We start from the raw sequence: 20,453 nt of genomic DNA on the forward strand, positions 1-20,453 counted from the left end.
TGAAGGCGTCAACCATGAAAGGCCGCATCGCCTGTGACTGTCCAGTTTCCGCCGCTTGCCCCCGCACCCGCTCGCGGGCTCGATCCGCTGGTTTCGGCAACCACCCGCGTGACCGTGCTGGGCCTCGGCTATGTCGGGTTGCCGCTGGCCGTGGCGCTGGCCAGGCAGTTCTTCGTCACCGGCTTCGATATCGACAGGCAACGCATTGCCGAGCTTTCCGAAGGCCATGACCGCACGCGCGAGATCGAGGCGGAACGGCTGGCGAAATCGAGCCTTGGCCTGACTTCGGACGCGGCAGTGTGCCCGCCGAGCGACTTCTACATCGTTACCGTGCCCACCCCCATCGATGCACACAACCGCCCGGACCTGCGGCTGGTCGAAGCCGCCTCGCGCACGGTCGGCGCGATGCTGCCCGATGCCGTGGCCGAAGGTCGCGCGCCCGTCGTGGTGTTCGAGAGCACCGTCTATCCGGGCGTGACCGAGGACATCTGCGGGCCGATTCTGGAGCAGGTTTCAGGCCTGAAGTGCGGCGTGGATTTCTTCCTTGGCTACAGCCCGGAGCGCATCAACCCCGGTGACCGCGAACACACCATCGACCGCATCACCAAGGTCGTTTCCGGCCAGACGCCCGAAGTGCTCGACCGCGTGGCAGACCTCTACGGTGCGATCACTTCGGGCGGGGTGTTCCGCGCGGCATCGATCAAGGCGGCCGAGGCGGCCAAGGTGATCGAGAATGCGCAGCGCGACATCAACATCGCCTTCATGAACGAGATCACGCAGATCTTCTCGAAGATGGACCTGTCGGTTTGGGACGTGCTGGCGGCGGCAGGCACGAAGTGGAACTTCCTGCCGTTCACGCCCGGTCTTGTCGGCGGGCACTGCATCGGCGTCGACCCCTATTACCTCTCGGCCCGCGCAGAAGCCTTGGGCCACGATCCGCAAGTGATCCTGGCGGGGCGCGGGGTGAACGACGGCATGGCGCAGTGGGTCGCACGTGAACTGCACGCGCAGCGCGGCGGAAAGCCGGGATCTGCGCTGGTTCTCGGCCTGACGTTCAAGGAAAACGTGCCCGACCTGCGCAATTCCAAGGTCGCCGACGTGATCGCCGAACTGCAGGCGCTGGGACACCAGGTCGCCGTCCACGATCCTCACGCCGACAATGCCGAGGCACTGCTGGAATATGGCCTGCATCTTGAAGGCGATGCCTTCGACCAGAGCTACGACCTCGTGTTCCTCGCCGTGCCGCACCAGTACTACCTTGCGGCGGGCGCGGATCGCATCGCCGCGCTGGTGGCGCCGGGCGGCACGCTGGCCGACCTCAAGGGCGTGCTGGGCGAGCGGGCGGACTGGAAACTTTGACTTTTCAGACTTACGCTGACGCAAATTTCTTGAAGGTGAAGCCAACTTGAGAGTTCTTGTTACCGGAGCCGCCGGCTTCATCGGCTATTCGCTCATCACCCGCCTTCTCGCGCGCGGCGACGAGGTCGTGGGCGTCGATATCGTCAACGATTACTACGACGTAAGGCTCAAGGAAGCGCGGCTGGCGCGGCTTGTCGAACAGGGGGGAAGCCGCTTCTCGTTCTGCCGCACCGACTTTGCCGACTATGCTGGCCTCACCGCAGCGCTCGCCGACAAGCCGTTCGAACGCATCGTCCATCTCGGCGCCCAGGCGGGCGTGCGCTATTCGATCGAGAACCCGCATGCCTATGTGCAGGCGAACCTGGTCGGCCATCTCAACCTGCTCGAAGTCGCGCGTCATCGCGGGGCCGAGCACATGGTCTATGCCAGCTCATCCTCGGTCTATGGCGGCAACACCAAGCTGCCCTTCTCGGTCGATGACCGGGTCGACCACCCGATGTCGCTCTATGCCGCCACCAAGAAGGCGGACGAACTGATGAGCGAAACTTACGCCCACCTCTACCGCCTGCCGCTGACCGGTTTGCGCTTCTTTACCGTCTATGGCCCATGGGGCCGGCCCGACATGATGATGTGGCTGTTCACCAAGGCAATTCTTGCCGGCGAGCCGATCAACGTCTTCAACCACGGTGACATGTACCGCGATTTCACCTTCATAGATGACATCGTCTCGGGCGTGATCGCCTGCCTTGACAATCCCCCGCCCGACGATGGCACGATCAAGGCTGGCGGCAGCGAAAAGCCGCACCGCCTCTACAATATCGGCAATCACAAGTCCGAACACCTGATGAAGGTCATCGGCATTCTGGAAGAGCAGCTGGGCCGCAAGGCCGAGATGAACCTGATGCCGATGCAGCCCGGCGACGTCCGCCAGTCCTTCGCCGACATCGACGCCATCTCTGGCGATCTTGGCTACCAGCCGACCACCAGCATCGACGTCGGCGTGCCGAAATTCGTGGCGTGGTACAAGGACTACCACGGCCTCTGATCTGCCACCTCAGGCGGCCAATTGATCCTCGAACGAAGCGAGATAGCCCTGCCCGGCTGGCGCAAGCCGGACGGGGCAATCGAGATCTGACAGCATGGCATAAGTCGGCGCGCGGTTGGTGACGATGGTCCAATTCTGGTCAGGCACGTCAGCAAGTGCTTCTGACGCCTCGATCGCTTCGAGCAAGGCGGCAGGCGTCACTTCGCACACTGCAAGACCCTCCCCTGCAAGGGCGGCATCGGCAAAACCCAGAACGGCGGCGATGCGCGCCTTGGAGGCGACGTCGGCGACCTGGGCGGCGCGATGGGCAGCAAGGATCATCGCCGCCTCGGCATTTACGGCTACGCCGTCGCGTTCGATCACCGGAAGGCCGGGTTCCCATGCTTCGGGCGGGCACTTTCGCCGGGCCGGGACCATTGCCTCGAACGGGCGGCTTTCCAGCGGATAGATCCGGCAGATGCGCGGGCGATCCTGATAATTGCCGCAGCGCATGTCAGGCAGGAGATGCGGGCACGGTCCGTCATGATGCGCCACCAGCCGCAGATTGATCCGGAATGGAACGTCCCCAACGCTGGCCGAGGATGTCGTCGCGGCACGCCATTGTAGCGCAGGATCGTCTGCGCCCGCCTCATCTGCCCAAGGCCAGGCCTCTGCCAGCAAGTCCACCCGATGCCCGCGCCCCGCCCACGCCTGTGCTTCGGCGACGGAAAGCGTCAGTCTGAGATCATGGCAACAGCGCCCGCACTGGGTACAATCGAAACATACGTCCATGACCCAGTTCTAGGCCATGGCCCGCGCCCGAGACAGCGCAACAGCGCCGACTCTGGAGCGGTTGATCTAGCCGATGCGCAGCACCACGATCACGCCACTTTCGTTGGTCATACTGCCCATCGGCATACGCACCGCATCTGCGCGTGCGCGAGCAAGGATTTCAGGCGCAACTTCCGCATCGTGAACCACAACGTCGGCCTGCCCCAGCAGCCGTGCTGTACGCAGTGTAAGATCTTCGGGATCGTTCGATGTCAGGACTATCTCGAAGTGGCCTGATTGCCCTTCTTCACCCGAGGCAAGCCAGGTGCCAACCTTCGCTTCGCTACCGGCGCGGAACAGGTCGAGGTCACCCCCTTCGTCGAGCGCGGCATCCAGCGCGCGGCGACGGTCGGCGACCGTGGACCAGCGCTGGCGCATGCCGTCGCGCGCGTCCTCCAGCGCGCGGGCCAGCGCGCCGAGACCTTGGGGCAGCAGGCGCTCCAGGCGCAAACGCAGGATCTTGGCCAATCCCGCAGAAGCCCCGCCCGTGCCCACGGCAATCAACACCGGGTCGCGGTCGAGGATGGAGGGCGTGGTGAAATCGCAAAGTTCGGGCCGGTCGACCACATTGACCAGCAGGCCGGCACAGCGCAGCCGGATCGCGTCACCTTCAGCCATTGCCGGGTTGTCGTGCGCAACGAAGGCAAGGCGGGCACCGTCATCGATGCCTGCATTGATATCGCGGTAGATCACCCCGCCCGCCCGCTCGATCAGGCGCTGCTTGGCTTCGGCCGCATCCCCCTCGCCCAGCAGGATGACCGGCTGGCCCGCGATGCGGTGGAAGAGGGGGAGCGACTGCATGCCTTACTTCAGGAAATCCGGCACGCGCTCGGCGGCAAGGATCGTGGCGGGATCGATGCGGTCGGCCACCACGGCCCACTTGTCGCCATCGACCATGACCTCGGGCACGAGGGGCCGCGAATTGTAGGTATTGGCCATCGTCGCGCCATAGGCACCCGCCGTGCGGAAGACGGCCAGATCGCCGCGCCCGACCCTGTCGATGGTGCGGGCCATGGCAAATGTATCCGAGCTTTCGCAGATCGGGCCGACGATGTTGGCAGTGAAGGTCTCGCCATTGGGCTGGACCGCCGCGAAATCATGCCACGCATCGTAAAGCGCCGGACGCGCCAGATCGTTCATCGCGGCATCGACCACGACCCACGGATTGCTGGCGCCTTCCTTCACACGGATCACCTCGGTCACCAGCACACCGGTGTTGCCGGTGATGACGCGGCCCGGTTCGAACATCAATGTGACGCCCCAGTTGCCGGTGACGCGCGCGACCATGGCGGCATATTCGGCAGGCTGCGGGAAGGCTTCGCCCGCGCGATAGGGCACGCCGATTCCGCCGCCCAGGTCCATGTGCGTGACCGAATGGCCCGCCGCGCGGATCTCTTCCATCAAGCCGCCAACCTTGTTGAAGGCGGCTTCCAGCGGCTCGAGCTTCGACAATTGGCTGCCGATATGCAGCGTGAGGCCACGCATGTTGAGGCCCGGCGCATTGGCGAGCCGTCCGTAGATGGCGGCTGCACGGTCGAACGGGACGCCGAACTTGTTCTCGGCCTTGCCGGTGGAGATCTTGCCGTGCGTTCCGGCATCGACGTCCGGATTCACGCGCAGGGCGGCCGAGGCGACCTTGCCCATCGAAGCGGCGATTTCGGCGAGTTCGAGGCCCTCTTCCTCGCTTTCGAGGTTGAACTGGCCAATGCCGGCTTCGATGCCACGGCGCATTTCGGCAGCCGTCTTGCCAACGCCCGAGAACACGATGCCATCGGGTGCCATGCCCGCCGCCAGCGCCCGCTCCATCTCGCCGCCAGAGACGACATCGGCCCCGTAGCCTTCGGCCGCCAGCACCTTGAGCACGGCGAGGTTCGGGTTGGACTTCACCGCAAAGGCGATCTTCACGTCGCGCAGGATGCCCAGCGCATCGCGGAACACCCGGGCGTGGCGGGTCAGCGTCGCGCGGGAATAGACGTAGACGGGCGTGCCGACTTCTGCCGCGATCACCGGCAGGGGCACGTTCTCGGCGCAGAGCACGCCGTTATGCTGTTCGAAATGGTCCATCGGAAAGTCTCAGTCTTCGGGAGGCAGGTCGAAAGGATCGTCTTCGCGATCCTGCGAGCGGCGACGCGGCTCGACATTGCGCGCAGGGGCTGCCTGCGCGGGAGGTTTGAGCAGATCGTCCGCTCCCGGCTGGACTTCGCGGCCATAGGGGATCGGCGGTGGCGTCTGGTCCGGTGCCAGCTTGAGTTCGGCCCTGTTGCCGCAGGCCCCAAGAGCAAGCGCGGCCAGGCTGACCAGCACGATATTGCGCGAAACGCTCAAGCCGATTCCTCCAGCCCCAGCGCAGCGCGCGCCTGGGCGACGCGCTTCCTTACCTCGTCCGGCGCGGTTCCGCCATGGCTGCAACGCGCCGCAACGCTCGCCTCGACCGAAAGCGCGGCATAGACGCGGTCGTCGATGCGGGCATCGATCCCCTTGAGGTCTTCGATCGAAAGCTGATCGAGCGCGATGCCCCGCGATTCTGCCAGCTTCACGGCAGAACCGGTGATGTGATGCGCTTCGCGGAACGGGATGTTGGCCTGCCGCACCAGCCAATCGGCAAGGTCGGTGGCGGTGGCATAGCCCAGTTCGGCGGCGGCGCGCATACGGTCGGTGCGGAACTTCGCTTCGGCGACCATGCCGGTCATCGCGGCGATCGAAAGGGCCAGCAGCGACGCTGCCTCGAACACCGGCGGCTTGTCGTCCTGCATGTCCTTTGAATAGGCCAGCGGCAGGCCCTTCATCGTGATCATCAGCGCGGTCAGGCAGCCGACGATGCGCCCGGAATGGCCGCGAACCAGTTCGGCGGCATCGGGGTTCTTCTTCTGCGGCATGATCGAGCTGCCGGTCGACAGGCTGTCAGGCAGGGTCACGAAGCCGAAGGGCTGGCTCGCCCAGATGATGAACTCTTCGGCCAGACGCGAAAGGTGCAGCGAGCATTGCGCAGCGGCCATCAGGTAATCGAGCGCGAAATCGCGGTCGGACACCGAATCGAGGCTGTTGTCGGTCGGCCCGTCAAAGCCCAGCGCTTCTGCCGTGCGGAAGCGGTCGATGGGAAAGCCCGTGCCCGCAAGTGCCGCGGCGCCCAAGGGACTGCGGTTCATGCGGCTGCGCGCATCGGCAAAGCGCGAACGATCCCGCCCGATCATCTCGTAATAGGCCATGAGGTGATGGCCGAGCGTTACCGGCTGCGCGGTCTGCAGGTGCGTGAACCCGGGCATGATCGAGCCCGCATGTTCGCCCGCGCGGGAGACCAGCGCGACCTGCAATTGCCTGAGGCCCAGTTCTGCCTGATCCATCGCATCGCGGACCCACAGGCGGAAGTCGGTGGCGACCTGGTCGTTGCGGCTGCGCGCGGTGTGGAGGCGACCTGCCGCCGGACCGATCAGTTCGGCAAGGCGGCTTTCGGTGGTCATGTGAATGTCTTCAAGGTCCCAGTTCTCGGGGACTCCGTTGGCTTCATATTCCGCCGCCACCTTGTCGAGGCCATCGGCGATCAGTGCCGCATCCTCGCCCGAGACGATGCCCTGCGCGCCGAGCATGTCCACATGGGCCTTTGACGCGGCGATGTCCTGCCGCCACAAGGCCTTGTCGAAGGGAATCGAGGCATTGATCTCGCGCATGATCGCCGAGGGACCGCCTGCGAAGCGCCCACCCCACATCTGGTTGGAGCCCGAATTGTCGCTCATGTCCGTCCGCCCGCTCGTGTTGCTAATGCTGGTCCCGGCCCTTGCCGTCGCGGGGTGCGATAGGCAAGGCCAGCGCGACTCGCAACCGCAGAGCAGCCCCTCCGCTACGGAAACTGCGGGCGAGAAGAAGTTCAACGGCACTCTGGACATCAGCAACCGGGGCAAGGACATGCCCGATTTCACGGTGACCGACCCATCGGGCAAGGCCCTCAAGCTGCGCGATCTCAAGGGAACACCGGTGCTGGTCAACGTCTGGGCGACGTGGTGCGGCCCGTGCAAGCTGGAGATGCCCGAACTCGACAAGCTGGCCTCGGACAACAAGGGCAAGCTGCGCGTCCTGACCATCGCGCAGGACATCGAAGGCGCGGCAAAAGTCTCGCCCTACTTTGCCGAAAACAAGTTCGCCGCGCTGGAGCCGTGGCTCGATCCGGAAAACAACTTCGGCTTCTTCTACGAAACCGGCGTGCTGCCGACCACCGTGCTTTATGACAAGGACGGCAAGGAAGTCTGGCGCATGATCGGAGCGCACGACTGGTCGGGCCCGAGGACAGCAGCGATGCTCGCCGATACTTTGGGACAGTAGGCCCAAACATCATTTGACATATTGGCCCGCGCCACTAGGGCGGTCGGCGGGCCACGCGGTCCCAACGCCGCGCGTGCTCTCTGTAAGGAGAGACTACATGTCTGCTACGATTCCGGCTCGCAAGCCTGCGCGCCCCTATTTCTCGTCCGGTCCCTGCGCCAAGCCGCCCGGATATTCCCCCGAAAAGCTCGCCACCGAATCGCTGGGCCGCTCGCACCGCGCCAAGATCGGCAAGACGCGCCTTCAGTATTGCATCGACCTGATGCGCGAAGTGCTGCAGCTGCCCGATACGCACCGCATCGGTATCGTTCCGGGGTCTGATACCGGCGCTTTCGAAATGGCGATGTGGACGATGTTAGGCGCTCGCCCAGTCACCACGCTGGCATGGGAATCGTTCGGTGAAGGTTGGGTTACGGATGCTGCCAAGCAGCTCAAGCTCGATCCCACGGTGCTTCGCGCCGACTATGGTCAGATCCCCGATCTGAACGCGATCGACTGGTCGAACGACGTGCTGTTCACCTGGAACGGCACCACCTCGGGCGTGCGCGTGCCGAACGCCGATTTCATCCCCGCGGACCGCGAGGGCCTGTCCTTCGCCGACGCCACCTCGGCAGTCTTCGCCTACGACAGCGACTGGTCGAAGATCGACGTTGCCACCTTCTCCTGGCAGAAGGTGCTTGGCGGCGAAGGCGGCCACGGCGTGCTGATCCTCGGGCCCCGCGCGGTCGAGCGGCTCGAGACCTACACCCCTGCATGGCCGCTGCCCAAGGTGTTCCGCCTCGTTTCGAAGGGCAAGCTGGCCGAAGGCGTGTTCAAGGGCGAGACGATCAACACCCCGTCGATGCTCGCGGTCGAAGACGCGATCTTCGCGCTCGAATGGGCCAAGGGCCTCGGCGGCCTTGAGGGCCTCAAGGCGCGCAGCGACGCCAATGCGGCCGCGCTGAACAAGATCGTCGAAGAGCGTTCGTGGCTCTCGCACCTCGCCGCTGACGAAGCAACCCGGTCGAAGACCTCGGTCTGCCTTTCGGTCGAAGGCGCGGACGCAGACTTCATCAAGAAGTTTGCCGGCCTGCTCGAGAAGCAGGGCGCAGCCTACGATATCGCCGGTTACCGCGATGCCCCGGCTGGCCTGCGCATCTGGTGTGGCGCGACCGTGAACGCCGAAGACATCGCCGACCTCGGCCCGTGGCTCGACTGGGCCTACGAGACGACCAAGGCCGAACTGGCCCCTGCCTGATCTTCGGGGCCAAATTTACGGGGCTGATATACGCGGCCTGATTTTCCTTACCCACTTGGCGTCACCCCGGACTTGATCCGGGGTCCCGCTTCCTCTTCCTCCCGCGCAAGCAAAGCGGGACGACGAATTGAAGGAACGTACCATGACCAAGCCCAAGGTTCTCATTTCCGACAAGATGGACCCCAACGCCGCCCGCATCTTCACCGAGATGGGCTGCGACGTCGACGTGATCACCGGTGAGACGCCGGAACAACTGATCGCGCGCATCGGCGAATACGATGGCCTGGCCATCCGCTCGTCGACCAAGGTAACCAAGGCGATCCTCGATGCCGCCACCAACCTCAAGGTCATCGGCCGCGCCGGCATCGGCGTCGACAACGTCGACATCCCCTACGCTTCCTCGAAGGGCGTGGTGGTGATGAACACCCCGTTCGGCAACTCGATCACCACTGCCGAACACGCCATCGCGATGATGTTTGCCCTCGCCCGCCAGATCCCCGAAGCCAACGCGCAGACCCAGGCCGGCACCTGGCCGAAGAACGGCTTCATGGGCGTTGAAGTGACCGGCAAGACGCTCGGCCTGATCGGCGCGGGCAACATCGGCTCGATCGTCGCCAGTCGCGCGCTCGGCCTCAAGATGAAGGTCGTCGCCTTCGACCCGTTCCTTACGCCCGAGCGCGCCGTGGAAATGGGCGTCGAAAAGGCAGACCTCGACACACTGCTGGCCAAGGCGGACTTCATCACGCTGCACACGCCGCTGACCGACCAGACCCGCAACATCCTTTCGGCCGAGAACATCGCCAAGACCAAGAAGGGCGTGCGCATCATCAACTGCGCCCGCGGCGGCCTGATCGATGAAGCCGCATTGAAGGCTGCGCTGGATTCAGGGCAAGTGGCAGGCGCCGCGCTCGACGTGTTCGAGACCGAACCCGCCAAGGAATCGCCGCTGTTCGGCACGCCGAACTTCATCTGCACCCCGCACCTCGGCGCGAGCACGACCGAAGCGCAGGTCAATGTCGCCCTTCAGGTGGCAGAGCAGATGGCCGATTTTCTCGTCACCGGCGGCGTCACCAACGCGCTCAACATGCCCTCGCTCTCGGCCGAGGAAGCGCCGAAGCTCAAGCCGTACATGGCGCTGGCTGAAAAGCTCGGCAAGCTGGTCGGCCAGCTCGCGCACGACAACCTGACCAAGATCGCCATCGAGGTTGAGGGCGCTGCCGCGCAGCTCAACCAGAAGCCGATCACTGCTGCGGTTCTAGCCGGGTTGATGAGCCAGTATTCGCAGAGCGTTAACATGGTCAACGCACCGTTTCTCGCCAAGGAGCGCGGGCTCGACGTGCGCGAAGTCCGCCATGACCGTGAAGGCGAATACCGCACGCTGGTGCGCGTCACCGTCAGCACCAGCCAGGGCGAACGTTCGGTCGCGGGCACGCTGTTCGGCAACGGCCAGCCGCGCCTCGTCGAAATCTTCGGCATCGGCATCGAGGCTGACCTCGATGGCGACATGCTCTACATCGTCAACTCCGACGCGCCGGGCTTCATCGGCCGCATCGGGACCCTCCTCGGCCAGTCGAACATCAACATCGGCACCTTCCACCTCGGCCGCCGCCAGGCCGGTGGCGAAGCCGTGCTGCTGCTCTCGCTCGACAGCCCGGTCCCGCAGGACGTGCTCAAGCAGGCCTGCGACATCGAAGGCGTGCGCGTGGTCAAGGCGCTCAACTTCGTCTGATCCGGCGTTGGTGTGAAAATCGAAGGGCGGGTGCTGCAATGCGCCCGCCCTCTTTTTTCGCGCCCTTTGCTTTTGCAGGTGCAAGGGCTAAGCGCGCGCACATGACCGACGTCGATTCCAGCTTGCTGCCCGAGGGGCTTGAGGACCGCCTGCCTGCCGAGGCAGCGGCCACCACGCGCGTGATGCGCAGCGTTCAGGACGTGATGCACGGCCACGGCTATGACCGCGTGCTGCCGCCGATGATCGAGTTCGAAGGCAGTCTGGCGTCGCGCATGGCTGGCATTCAGAGCCGCCGTATGTTCCGCTTCACCGATCCGTCGAGCTTGCGGATGATGGGCCTGCGTTCGGACCACACACCGCAGATCGGCCGCATCGCCCAGACCCGCCTTGCGGAAGCCGCGCGCCCCTTGCGCCTGATGTACGCAGGCCAGGTCCTGACCATCAAGAGCGACGGTCTGAACCCCGCGCGCGAGAAGCTGCAGTGCGGCGCGGAACTCGTCGGTGCGGACAATCTGGCGGCGGCGACCGAGATCGTTTCCATCGCGGTCGAAGCGCTGCAGGCCGCAGGCGCGCGCGGTGTCAGCGTCGATTTCACCCTGCCCGATCTGGTCGATACGCTCGCCGCCAAGGCCTTCCCGCTGGCGCCGGAACAGATCGAGGCGGTGCGCCGCGAACTCGATACCAAGGATGCCGGCGGCCTGCGCGATGTCGGCGGCGAGGCTTACGTGCCGCTGCTCTACGCCACCGGCGAATTCGACAGCGCGATCGAGAAGCTTGCCGCCATCGATGCCGGCGGCGCGCTCGCCTCTCGCATCGCCGCGCTCAAGCAGATCGCCGCCAGCCTGAACGGCGCGGCCCGCCTGACGCTCGACCCGAGCGAGCGCCATGGTTTCGAATACCAGACCTGGTTCGGCTTCACCCTCTACGCAGAAGGCGCACGTGGCCCTGTGGGGCGCGGCGGCACCTATCGCATTGCCGGCAACGGCAAGGACGAGGCTGCCACCGGCTTCTCGCTCTACCCGGATGCGCTGATCGACCTGCTCTCAGCCAGTGAAACCCCGGAAGACCGCGTGTTCCTGCCGCTCGGGCATGATCGTGACGAGGCGGCGCGGTTGCGTTCGATTGGGTGGCGCACGGTGGCCGCTCTCAGCGATGCGGACAGCGCGCAGGGGTTGGATTGTACGCATGTGTTGGGGAAGAGTGGGCCGGAGAAAGTTTGAGAAAGACGGACGGTAGCAACGCCATTGCGTATGCCGAAGGCGTCAGGCAATATCGCCGTATGAAGCCGTTCTTTAGGAAATCTGGTGCTTTTTTCTTATTGATTGCCAGCGCCCTTTTCCTGTTTGGGTTAATCAACGTTTATTTTCCGGGAGCCGGGTTTCTTCTCTTTCTTGTTGGCCTGCCAACGCTTCCGATTGCCTTGGTTACCATCACAACCATCTGGTTAATTCGTGGCATCAAAATGGCGCGAAGCGAGGTAGATAGGTCAAAAGCCATCGTATACGTCTGTGCCAGTCCAGTGATGTGCTTACTTGTTGTGCTTACAGCTTCGCTGTTAATCTTTCTTGGCGGATTTGTGGGCGACCTTGCCCGCTTGGCCGTCAATCAAAGGCAATATGCAGCAATTATATCCAAGGCACGTGTCGAGCGACGCGCTGAATGGTATGCAGAAGACACAAATGGGGTGACATATTCAGTTGATGTCGGCCCACCGGTCCGGGTTGCATTCGAACCCGCTGGCATGCTGGACAACTGGTCAGCCATAGTATTCGATCCGTCAGGCAAGATGATGATGGCCAACGGATTTAATTCGAAGACTGGAGAGTTTCAGACACCGGAACCGATCACGAAACTTTTTGGAGGCGACCTCGTTAGTTGTCGGAGGCTCTGGGGTGACTATCTCACCTGTTCCTTTACGTAGCGTCGACTCCATACCCCTATTCCTGTTGTTCGAGCAAAAGCTCTCAAACCTAAAACCGTGTCCCTGACTTTGCTTTTCTTCTTCAGCGCTGCGTTATAGGGAGAAGCTAGGCCCCGTGTCGAGCACGGGGCGACGGTGAGGTCGTTTGGTAAGCCGCCGGTTGCACCGAACACAACCTACCCCCCAAACACCCCCTTCAACCACGCATCCATCACCGGTGTCGCCGGATAGTCAGGTTCGCCCAGCTTGCGGTTGATTTCGGCGTGGCCCTGGAGGCCGGTGCCGGGGAAGCTGCCGTATTCCACCTTCACGCCCGCCTGCTTCAGCGCCGCGCCGAGTTCCTCGGCCTGCGCCACGCCGTCCTTGCGCTGGACGTGGAGCAGGAGGAAGCGCGGGGCGTTGGGGGCGGCGGCGTGGAACACCGGGGATAGCGCCTTCTGCCGCGCCGGGTCGGTACCGAAGGCCTGCTTGTAGGTATCGGCCATCATGCGGCCGGCCTGCTCCATCTGCCTGGGCACATCATAGGCCGCGCCGTCGTTGGGCATCACCCCGTCGATATCGGCGAAGGCGAGGCCCGCCTTGCGCAGGTATTGTTCGTCCGTCCCGACCAGCGCGACGAGGTGTGCGCCTGCGCTGTGGCCGGTTATGACGACCTTGCTGCGATCTATGCCCAGCTTGTCCGCCCGCGCCAGCAGATACGCCAGCGCCTGCGCCACGTCGCTCGCCTGCTGCTCGACCGTGGCGGCGGGGACGAGGCGGAAATTGATCGAGGCGAAGGCATAGCCCTGATCGCGCAAGTGTCCGGGCAGGGCATTTCCTATCGCGGTGTCCTTGCTCCCGCGCTTCCACCCGCCGCCGTGAACGTAAAGCACCAGTGGCGCAGGCCTGGCGCCCGCCGGAGACCAGAAGTCCATGACCTGCAGCGGGTCAGTGCCATAGGTCAGAGTCTGCGCGCCCGGCGCACGCTGCCTTGCGCCCTGCTCGCCTGCGCGCTTTTCCGCCCGCGCCGCTATGCGTTCGCGCAGCCGCTGCCCGATCTGCGCATCGGCTACGCCGGCGCCGGCCATCGCCAGAGAGACCCCGCCTGCAATCCATGCCTTGTTCATGATCTTGCACCTCATTTATCCCTGATCCGCCAGAACGTGCCGCGCATCGGCTTTACGTGCGGTGAATTGGCGTTACCTGCCTCTCGCGGCTTGACTTGGCGCCCTTTCCCCCCCTAGGGCGCGCTCCGAAATCGCGGGGCTTTCCCGCCCATCCCGTCCATTACGCCGAGTCCTGTCGAAGGGCGTTCTAGGATCCACCCTGGCAGGGTGGAGGAGTGTATCCATGGCCAACGTAACCGTGATTGGTGCCCAGTGGGGCGATGAGGGCAAGGGCAAGATCGTCGACTGGCTGGCCAGCCGCGCCGATGCCGTCGTCCGTTTCCAGGGCGGCCACAATGCAGGGCACACGCTGGTCGTGGGCGAGCAGGTGTACAAGCTTTCGCTCCTGCCTTCGGGCATCGTGACGGGCACGCTGTCCATCATCGGCAACGGCGTGGTGCTCGATCCCTGGGCCCTAAAGGCCGAGATCGAGAAGCTGACCGCGCAAGGCGTGGAAATCAACGCCGAGAACTTCGCCATTGCCGACAATTGCCCGCTGATCCTGCCGCTGCACCGCGATCTTGATGGCCTGCGTGAAACGGCTGCGGGTTCGGGGAAGATCGGCACCACTGGCCGTGGCATCGGCCCGGCCTATGAAGACAAGGTCGGCCGCCGCGCGATCCGCGTGTGCGACCTTGCCCATCTCGATGCGCTGGATTCACAGCTTGACCGCCTCTGCGCGCACCACGATGCCCTGCGCGCCGGCTTCGGCCAGCCCCCGGTAGATCGCGCCGCACTGATCGCGGAACTGCGCGAGATCGCGCCCTACGTGCTGCAGTTCGCGCAGCCGGTGTGGAAGCGCCTCAACACCGTGCGCAAGGCGGGTGCGCGCATCCTGTTCGAAGGCGCGCAGGGCGTGCTGCTCGATGTCGACCATGGCACATATCCGTTCGTCACCTCGTCGAACACCGTCTCGGGCACTGCAGCGTCCGGATCGGGCCTTGGCCCATCGCAGACCGGCTTCGTGCTCGGCATCGTCAAGGCCTACACCACCCGCGTCGGCTCCGGCCCCTTCCCGACCGAGCTTGAAGACGAAGTCGGCCAGCGGCTGGGTGAGCGCGGCCACGAATTTGGCACCGTAACCGGGCGCAAGCGGCGCTGTGGCTGGTTCGATGCGGTGCTGGTGCGCCAGTCCTGCGCCATCTCGGGCGTGACCGGCATTGCACTGACCAAGCTCGACGTGCTCGACGGCTTCGACAAGGTTCGGATCTGCACGGGTTATCGTCTGCGCGGCAAGGTGCTGGACTACTTCCCCGCCCACGCCGCCGATCAGGCCGAGGTCGAACCGATCTATGAGGAAATGGACGGCTGGAGCGGCACGACCGCCGGGGCGCGTTCGTGGGCTGATCTGCCTGCCCAGGCGATCAAGTACATCCAGCGCGTACAGGAACTGATCGAGACGCCGGTGGCCCTCGTCAGCACCAGCCCGGAACGGGAAGACACGATCCTTGTGCGCGATCCCTTCGTGGATTGAGTTAAGCGATCAGCTGCGAATCGAAGAAAAGGGCGGCCACTTGGTCGCCCTTTTTCTGGCCGCAATCAGCAACAAGCTTCGAATTCGGATGCAAACGTTGGTCGCGCGTTCGCTGCTCCCAAGGCCTGAGAAACAAGCAAGCCGTTGATTCTACGGACCCGCGGTTGCGTCCCGGCAAGCAGTTTGCATCACTTAATCCAGAACCGATATAAATGATCTTGACGTGATCCTTCTCTGTTCCACACATGTTCGCATAAGTGGAACTACTGAGGAACGGATCGATGGCGCAGGCTCTTGCCCAGTTCGAATACACTTCGTTCGAAGATGACGGTGATCCTGATCGCCCCTTTGCAAACCCTTATCATGATGATGTGGCCGTCCTTCGCCCGACATGTCCTCTGGCCGTCTCGATCTTTGCCGATCGGGCCTATCTGCGGTCTGAAATGGCTGACGATGCCGCTGCGGCCGGTTTGCGCGTTGCGCGCACGGCAGACCTTGGTGCCTTGGCGGCCGCGGCCGATCATGTGATCGGCGATGTCGTGCTGGTCGATTGCCCGGTCGTGGAAGGTGCTGAAATGGCGGCGCTTGCCCGCCTTGATCAGCGTGTGGCCCAATCCGGTGCAACGATGATCGTTTCCACCAGCATCGGCTCGCTCGACGATGTGTTCGGTTGCCTCGATCAATCTTCCGCACAAATTCTCGTCAGCCCCAGCCGTGCCGACCGTATCGTGGTTCTTGGCCAGTTGCTGGCGCTGCAATCGGGGCGTGTGCGCGAAATGTCCGATGGTGATCGCATCTCGCTCCTGCGGTTGACCCAGCAGGTCAGCCAGATCGCGCAAAAGCTGGAAGCGCTGTCCGGCACGCCTGTCGAAGCAGACGCACTCCTCAGCGATCGGGTGGCTGCATCGGCATTCAGTTTCGATGCAGATGGTGTGCGGGACTGCGCAACGCAACGGCTGGCGCGCTCTGGCCGGCGCCATCCCCTTCCCGATCCGCGCCTGGTCCGTCGCGTGATCCGGCAGCGGCAGTTGCGTGCCCGCTTTTTCGAGGGCGACCTTTTCGCCGATCCTGCCTGGGACATGCTGCTCGATCTCACGGCGGCCCGTGCCGAGCACAAACGCGTCTCTGTCACTTCGCTGTGCATCGCCTCAGGCGTTCCGCCGACGACCGCCTTGCGCTGGATCAGCCAGATGACCGATGCGGGAATCTTTTGCCGTGCCGAAGACTCCTCTGATCGCCGCCGTGCCTTCATTTGCCTTTCGGACAGGGCTGCCGAAGCCATGGCCCAGTATTTCGCCGAGGTCGGAACCGACACGCCCATCTTGTAGAAGGTGGCCTTCCGAACAGTTCCGCCTCGAGAATACAGGTTCTGACGCTGGCCAGTTCCTCCTCAACCGGCGTGGCAGCGCCCGGCTGCCTTGAAGTGGCCGGGCGCCAGACCTTCGGTGTGGCTGAAGTGGTTTGACGCCCTGCTGCATCAATGGCGAACATCTTCGCAGATCAGCCCCCTTTCCCCAAGCTGGGTAGCAAAGAAACAACGCGTCAGGGCAGCCTTCGCCAAAGCGAAGCTGATCAGGTGACGCGCATGCAACGCACTGGGCAAAGGTGAGAGGCCGACTGAGACGCAGCTGCAAGATCGATCGACAACGTGGCCTGACAGACTTTGCGTTCCGGGCGCAGCACTCCGAGCAACGCTGGGAGTCAGCGTATCGCGGAGGAGCTGCTGCTGCTCGCTCTTGGCGTCTGCGCAGCGTCCCGCAGCTTGGCGAGTATCTCTGCATCGCTGTCTGTCGGCGCTATGCTGTCCCAAAAGAAGCCTTCACGATCATAGACGAAAGCGTTCGTCGTGTGCTCGATGGTGTAATCGTCTCCACCGCTTTCGATCCGCCTCGCATAGACTCCGGCATTGTCGGCAACACGATGGACAGCATCCGGGTTTCCGGTCAGGGCGATCACAGGAACGCCGAGCGTACGGACGAATTTTGCCAGCTTCTCAGGCGTGTCCCGCTCCGGATCGACTGTTATGAACAGAACCGCCAGGTCGCGGCCCTCAGCCCCCATCGCCCTTCGCGAACGTTCCAGACGCTGCAGCATGGTCGGGCATTGGTCTGGGCACGAAGCATATCCGAAGTAAATCACGTACGGCCGGCCGCGCAGGCTGCTGCGGTTGAAGAGTTCGCCGCCTTGCGTCACCAGTGTGAACTGGCTGTTATCACCGCCCTGTGCGCTCGTAAGCACCTCGCCCGGAGCGCGTACACGCGTCACGAACGCAAAGATGGCCAGCGCGACCAACAACAAGCCGATAAGGACCGGAATGATCTTGCGCATCGCGACTGTCTTTGAACTTTCCACTCGACCAAGCCGGCGCAGGCCTAGCATTTGCGCCCGCAATCATAACAGCCGCATCGGCGGTTTTCAGTCAGTTTTAACGATCCTGTAACGCAGGCGTCGCTCCGACGACGGCGGGACGACCAGGGTGCCGATCCAGCGCCCGTCCTTTCGCGCAAATTTGGCGCCGCCAGACGCGCGAACCGTTTCCCCGGGCGTGGTCGCGATCCGCACTTCGATGCGCGCCGACATGGCCCGGGCATTGCTGAATGCCAGTTCGACCACATCATTCGGGCCCTTGTCCGTAACCGCGCGAGACACAGCGTTGACCTGCGGGCCACTGGCGAGTTCGATCTCGACGTCCTCGCCAACCGCACGGTCTGCCAGGCCGCCCTCACCAATCAGGAGTAGGGCATTCGACATGCTTGCAGGTTCGAACACGGCAACCGGCCCTCCCGGCAACGGCAGGCCAAGACCGTCCTCACGTCGATTGCGGCTGCGCAATATCTGACGGAGTGATTGGACTTCATCGCGCCACATCTCCACGCGGTAGAAGGTATCCACCTTCACCCCGTCCCTCATTGCCAGGGCCACTTGCTTCTGGGAATTGGCCGCAACCGTGACCGGAACGGGCACACGATAGAGCTTGAGATCGCCCAGGCCTTCCTGTTGAACTGTGACAGGCGCTGCCATCACCCTTTCCACGCGTTGCGCTGTCACGACGATCTCGCTGGAGTCCATCATCTCCGCGTAGGCCGCAGGCGCGGGCGGCGGCGGTGGTGGTGCCGGCGGCAAGGAGGCCAGATCACAGCGAAGCACGAGTTCCCCGCCCGATGGTGGTGTGCTGCGCGGCGCGTCGTTGCGATTGACCTTGCCTGCGATCACGGCGGTATCGGCATTCACAAAGCTGGTAGCGTCGCTGCTCGCCAGAGTGACCCACGCCGATAGGTTGGCGGTTTTCCCATCTGGCGACATCTGCATCACGTAGTTGGTCTGCCAATCAAAACCCCAGGCGAGGTAGGACAGGGAAAGCGTGACCCTGTGCGCGCTGCTGCTCTCGGTTTCGATCGACAGCGTCGGCCGGGGCGAAAGATCTTTCGGTACGTCGGCATAGAGGATCTCGTCCCGCAGACCGCCGCAATTTGCCACTTCGAACCCTGTCGCGGTCTGCACGATCGCCGCGCCATCGGGGCCCGAGCGGATGATCGCGCGCTCTTCCCGCACGGATCCCGCACCCGCAGCCATTCGCCGCAGAATGATCGGCCTGCCGAACATGCGCGCATAAAGACTGCGCGGTGAGAGCAGATCGGCATCGAGGTTCTTTTCGCGCACGCCTGAAGGCAGGCCGGTCACGATGGCGCTTTCGGGAAAGAGCCCGGCCGCGACGCCCTCGAACCGGATAGTTGCCCTGCCTTGTGGGATTTCGACCGTGCGCTTTTCGGTGACGAGCGCATAGCCTTCAAGCCACCCCAGATTCATCGCGCTATCGCTGGCCCGGTCCGGCGCCCGGTAAATGCTGACTGCCACGGCATCGGGCGCCGCAGATGTCACGACGGCCTGCCCGAACGCGGGCGCAGCGATTGCTGCCAGAAACACAAAGGCCAGCGCGCGGGCCACGGGGCGGCTCAGTATCGGGTGTCGAACTGGACGGTCAGAACAGCCTCGCCATTGGCCGGCACCGGCACCTGCCAGACTCGCTCGTCTTGTGAGCGTTGCTCGCCCTTGATGGTTTCCGACGGCACGCGCGTATCGTGCCACCAGTTGTCCAGGCCTGCCTGAACGACGTCGACCGTGATGGGCGAAGCCTTGGCGTTGGTAACCCTGTACGTCATCGTCGTGCGCCAGAACGTCACCTCACGCTCGACGGTTGCCTCTACCGGCGTCTTGCCATCGGTTGTCACGCGATATCGTGCAGTACGCTCCCACTCTCCGCTGGCGATCCGTTCCCGTTTTTCGACCGAGGCCAGGACTTTCACATCGAAGGCCTCGCCGGTCTTCAGCGCAAGCGCCGAGCCCATCGGCGTATGGTCGATGGCGTTTTCGCCGATGAACTGGGGTTGTTCGCGGGCGTCGCGCATGTAAACCCTCACGGTGCCTGCCGGCAGAGCATCGCCCAGTCCCGCTTCACGCGCTGTCGAGAAACGCAGGACCGAGTCCACGCTTTGGGGCTCGGTCTGGTTGCCCAGCCAGTCATTGCGGAAATGGTAACCCCTTGTTGCCGCGGCACCACCAACATCAAGGAAGCTGACCTGCTTCTGCTGCGCGTTGGCAACCGTCGTGCGGGTGGCAATCGGATAGACATAGAAATCGCCAAGGCTTTCGCGCCCAGCGCTCTGCGTGCCGGGCCGGTTGCCGGGAAGCGGGGGTGCCGGACGGCGATAGCCAAGGTCATATCCTTGCCGGGCGTTGCCAACCGCCCCGGCAACCAGCAACACCTTCGCCCTGTCGAACGTGGTGCCGCTGTTGTTGGTGAGCGTGACCCACCCCTGAACGTCGATCTTTCCCGCAGTTTCATCGAACAGCGCGACGTAGTCGGCTTTCCACCCGAATCCGCGCGAGAGATAGCTGAGCGAAACCGGCCGCGCGCCCGGCGTGGTCGTATCCAGGGTCACCGATAGCGTCGGGCTGGCGCGCAATCCTGCCGGGAGGCTGGGAAACACCACGCGAGCGCTTCGGCCGTCCAGCACCTCGATGCGATCGCCCACCCGCACTATCGTACCGCCGTTGTTGGCCAGGATCGTCGCGCTTTCGCGCGTTTCCGCGCCTGTCGCAGGGTTCGTCGTGACCAGCGTGACAGTCTGGCCAACTGCCTTGTCCATGAGTTTGGCCGGGGTCAGCAGATCATAATCGAAGTTCTGCTCAACGATTCCGGTGCCTGCGGCGTTGAGGGTAACCGTCTCCGGCCGGATTGCCGCCGAGACATCGGGAAATTCGTGCCGCGCGCGCCCGACCGGCAGGGTCATCTGCCGAACGTCCTGCACCAGCGCCAGATCATTGTTGTAGATGGTCAGGGAAATGTCGCCTTGGGCGGACTGCGCTGCTGCCGGAACCGCGGTTGCCAGTACGCCTTGCGCCGTGGCCATAACCAGAA

Annotated in this window: 18 protein-coding genes; 9 read left to right on the forward strand and 9 right to left on the reverse strand. The window is 63.9% G+C overall.

The features are described 5' to 3' along the window. Positions 1 to 33 precede the first annotated feature (33 nt). Complete coding sequence (locus B9A23_RS15225) at positions 34 to 1,359, forward strand: nucleotide sugar dehydrogenase (RefSeq protein WP_084279943.1); 1,326 nt, start codon at positions 34 to 36, stop codon at positions 1,357 to 1,359. 46 nt (positions 1,360 to 1,405) lie between these two features. Next, the gene (locus tag B9A23_RS15230) at positions 1,406 to 2,404 is read left to right on the forward strand and encodes a GDP-mannose 4,6-dehydratase (RefSeq protein WP_084279944.1); all 999 of its coding nucleotides are present in this window, start codon (positions 1,406 to 1,408) and stop codon (positions 2,402 to 2,404) included. Positions 2,405 to 2,413: 9 nt separating this feature from the next. Here B9A23_RS15230 and B9A23_RS15235 read toward each other — a convergent pair whose 3' ends face one another. From B9A23_RS15235 to argH, 5 genes are all read right to left on the reverse strand, one after another. Beyond that, entirely contained in the window at positions 2,414 to 3,175 is a 762-nt protein-coding gene (locus tag B9A23_RS15235) for a YkgJ family cysteine cluster protein (protein ID WP_084279945.1), read from the reverse strand. A gap of 66 nt (positions 3,176 to 3,241) precedes the next feature. Continuing rightward, on the reverse strand, positions 3,242 to 4,015 hold the full coding sequence (locus tag B9A23_RS15240; RefSeq protein WP_084279946.1) for a precorrin-2 dehydrogenase/sirohydrochlorin ferrochelatase family protein: 774 nt from the start codon (positions 4,013 to 4,015) through the stop codon (positions 3,242 to 3,244). Between the two features lie 3 nt (positions 4,016 to 4,018). Then, on the reverse strand, positions 4,019 to 5,278 hold the full coding sequence (lysA, locus tag B9A23_RS15245; RefSeq protein WP_084279947.1) for a diaminopimelate decarboxylase: 1,260 nt from the start codon (positions 5,276 to 5,278) through the stop codon (positions 4,019 to 4,021). Positions 5,279 to 5,287: 9 nt separating this feature from the next. After that, positions 5,288 to 5,539, reverse strand: coding sequence for a hypothetical protein (locus tag B9A23_RS15250; protein ID WP_084279948.1), 252 nt, complete (start codon positions 5,537 to 5,539; stop codon positions 5,288 to 5,290). After that, entirely contained in the window at positions 5,536 to 6,945 is a 1,410-nt protein-coding gene (gene argH, locus B9A23_RS15255) for an argininosuccinate lyase (protein WP_217806612.1), read from the reverse strand. The genes B9A23_RS15250 and argH overlap by 4 nt, the downstream gene beginning before the upstream one ends. A gap of 25 nt (positions 6,946 to 6,970) precedes the next feature. Between argH and B9A23_RS15260 the strand changes: the two genes are divergently transcribed. The 5 genes from B9A23_RS15260 (at position 6,971) to B9A23_RS15280 (ending at position 12,415) form a co-directional block, all read left to right on the forward strand. Continuing rightward, complete coding sequence (locus B9A23_RS15260; protein ID WP_254895139.1) at positions 6,971 to 7,528, forward strand: TlpA family protein disulfide reductase; 558 nt, start codon at positions 6,971 to 6,973, stop codon at positions 7,526 to 7,528. A gap of 97 nt (positions 7,529 to 7,625) precedes the next feature. Continuing rightward, complete coding sequence (locus tag B9A23_RS15265; RefSeq protein ID WP_084279949.1) at positions 7,626 to 8,765, forward strand: phosphoserine transaminase; 1,140 nt, start codon at positions 7,626 to 7,628, stop codon at positions 8,763 to 8,765. Between the two features lie 142 nt (positions 8,766 to 8,907). Then, the gene (gene serA, locus B9A23_RS15270) at positions 8,908 to 10,494 is read left to right on the forward strand and encodes a phosphoglycerate dehydrogenase (protein WP_084279950.1); all 1,587 of its coding nucleotides are present in this window, start codon (positions 8,908 to 8,910) and stop codon (positions 10,492 to 10,494) included. A gap of 101 nt (positions 10,495 to 10,595) precedes the next feature. Then, positions 10,596 to 11,714: an ATP phosphoribosyltransferase regulatory subunit gene (locus B9A23_RS15275; protein WP_084279951.1), complete on the forward strand. Its 1,119-nt coding sequence runs from the start codon at positions 10,596 to 10,598 to the stop codon at positions 11,712 to 11,714. Positions 11,715 to 11,773: 59 nt separating this feature from the next. Continuing rightward, positions 11,774 to 12,415: a hypothetical protein gene (locus tag B9A23_RS15280; RefSeq protein WP_139797496.1), complete on the forward strand. Its 642-nt coding sequence runs from the start codon at positions 11,774 to 11,776 to the stop codon at positions 12,413 to 12,415. Between the two features lie 176 nt (positions 12,416 to 12,591). Here B9A23_RS15280 and B9A23_RS15285 read toward each other — a convergent pair whose 3' ends face one another. Next, a complete protein-coding gene (locus B9A23_RS15285) occupies positions 12,592 to 13,521 on the reverse strand; it encodes an alpha/beta hydrolase (protein ID WP_084279992.1) in 930 nt (309 codons plus the stop codon). A gap of 223 nt (positions 13,522 to 13,744) precedes the next feature. On the opposite strand from B9A23_RS15285, the gene B9A23_RS15290 reads away from it, so the two are divergent. Further along, positions 13,745 to 15,034 (forward strand): adenylosuccinate synthase, encoded by a 1,290-nt coding sequence (locus tag B9A23_RS15290; RefSeq protein ID WP_084279952.1) that lies wholly within the window; start codon positions 13,745 to 13,747, stop codon positions 15,032 to 15,034. Between the two features lie 281 nt (positions 15,035 to 15,315). Further along, positions 15,316 to 16,362 carry a MarR family winged helix-turn-helix transcriptional regulator gene (locus B9A23_RS15295; RefSeq protein ID WP_084279953.1) on the forward strand — a complete coding sequence of 349 codons (1,047 nt, stop codon included), beginning with the start codon at positions 15,316 to 15,318 and terminating at the stop codon, positions 16,360 to 16,362. Positions 16,363 to 16,735: 373 nt separating this feature from the next. Here B9A23_RS15295 and B9A23_RS15300 read toward each other — a convergent pair whose 3' ends face one another. From B9A23_RS15300 to B9A23_RS15310, 3 genes are all read right to left on the reverse strand, one after another. After that, on the reverse strand, positions 16,736 to 17,362 hold the full coding sequence (locus B9A23_RS15300; RefSeq protein WP_176218019.1) for an SCO family protein: 627 nt from the start codon (positions 17,360 to 17,362) through the stop codon (positions 16,736 to 16,738). Between the two features lie 87 nt (positions 17,363 to 17,449). Then, on the reverse strand, positions 17,450 to 18,979 hold the full coding sequence (locus tag B9A23_RS15305; RefSeq protein ID WP_254895140.1) for a DUF4139 domain-containing protein: 1,530 nt from the start codon (positions 18,977 to 18,979) through the stop codon (positions 17,450 to 17,452). An 8-nt stretch (positions 18,980 to 18,987) separates the two neighbouring features. Continuing rightward, positions 18,988 to 20,445 (reverse strand): DUF4139 domain-containing protein, encoded by a 1,458-nt coding sequence (locus B9A23_RS15310; RefSeq protein WP_254895143.1) that lies wholly within the window; start codon positions 20,443 to 20,445, stop codon positions 18,988 to 18,990. Positions 20,446 to 20,453: the final 8 nt, after the last annotated feature.

Origin of the sequence: Novosphingobium sp. B1, from assembly GCF_900176395.1 — a bacterium.
GTDB lineage: Bacteria > Pseudomonadota > Alphaproteobacteria > Sphingomonadales > Sphingomonadaceae > Novosphingobium.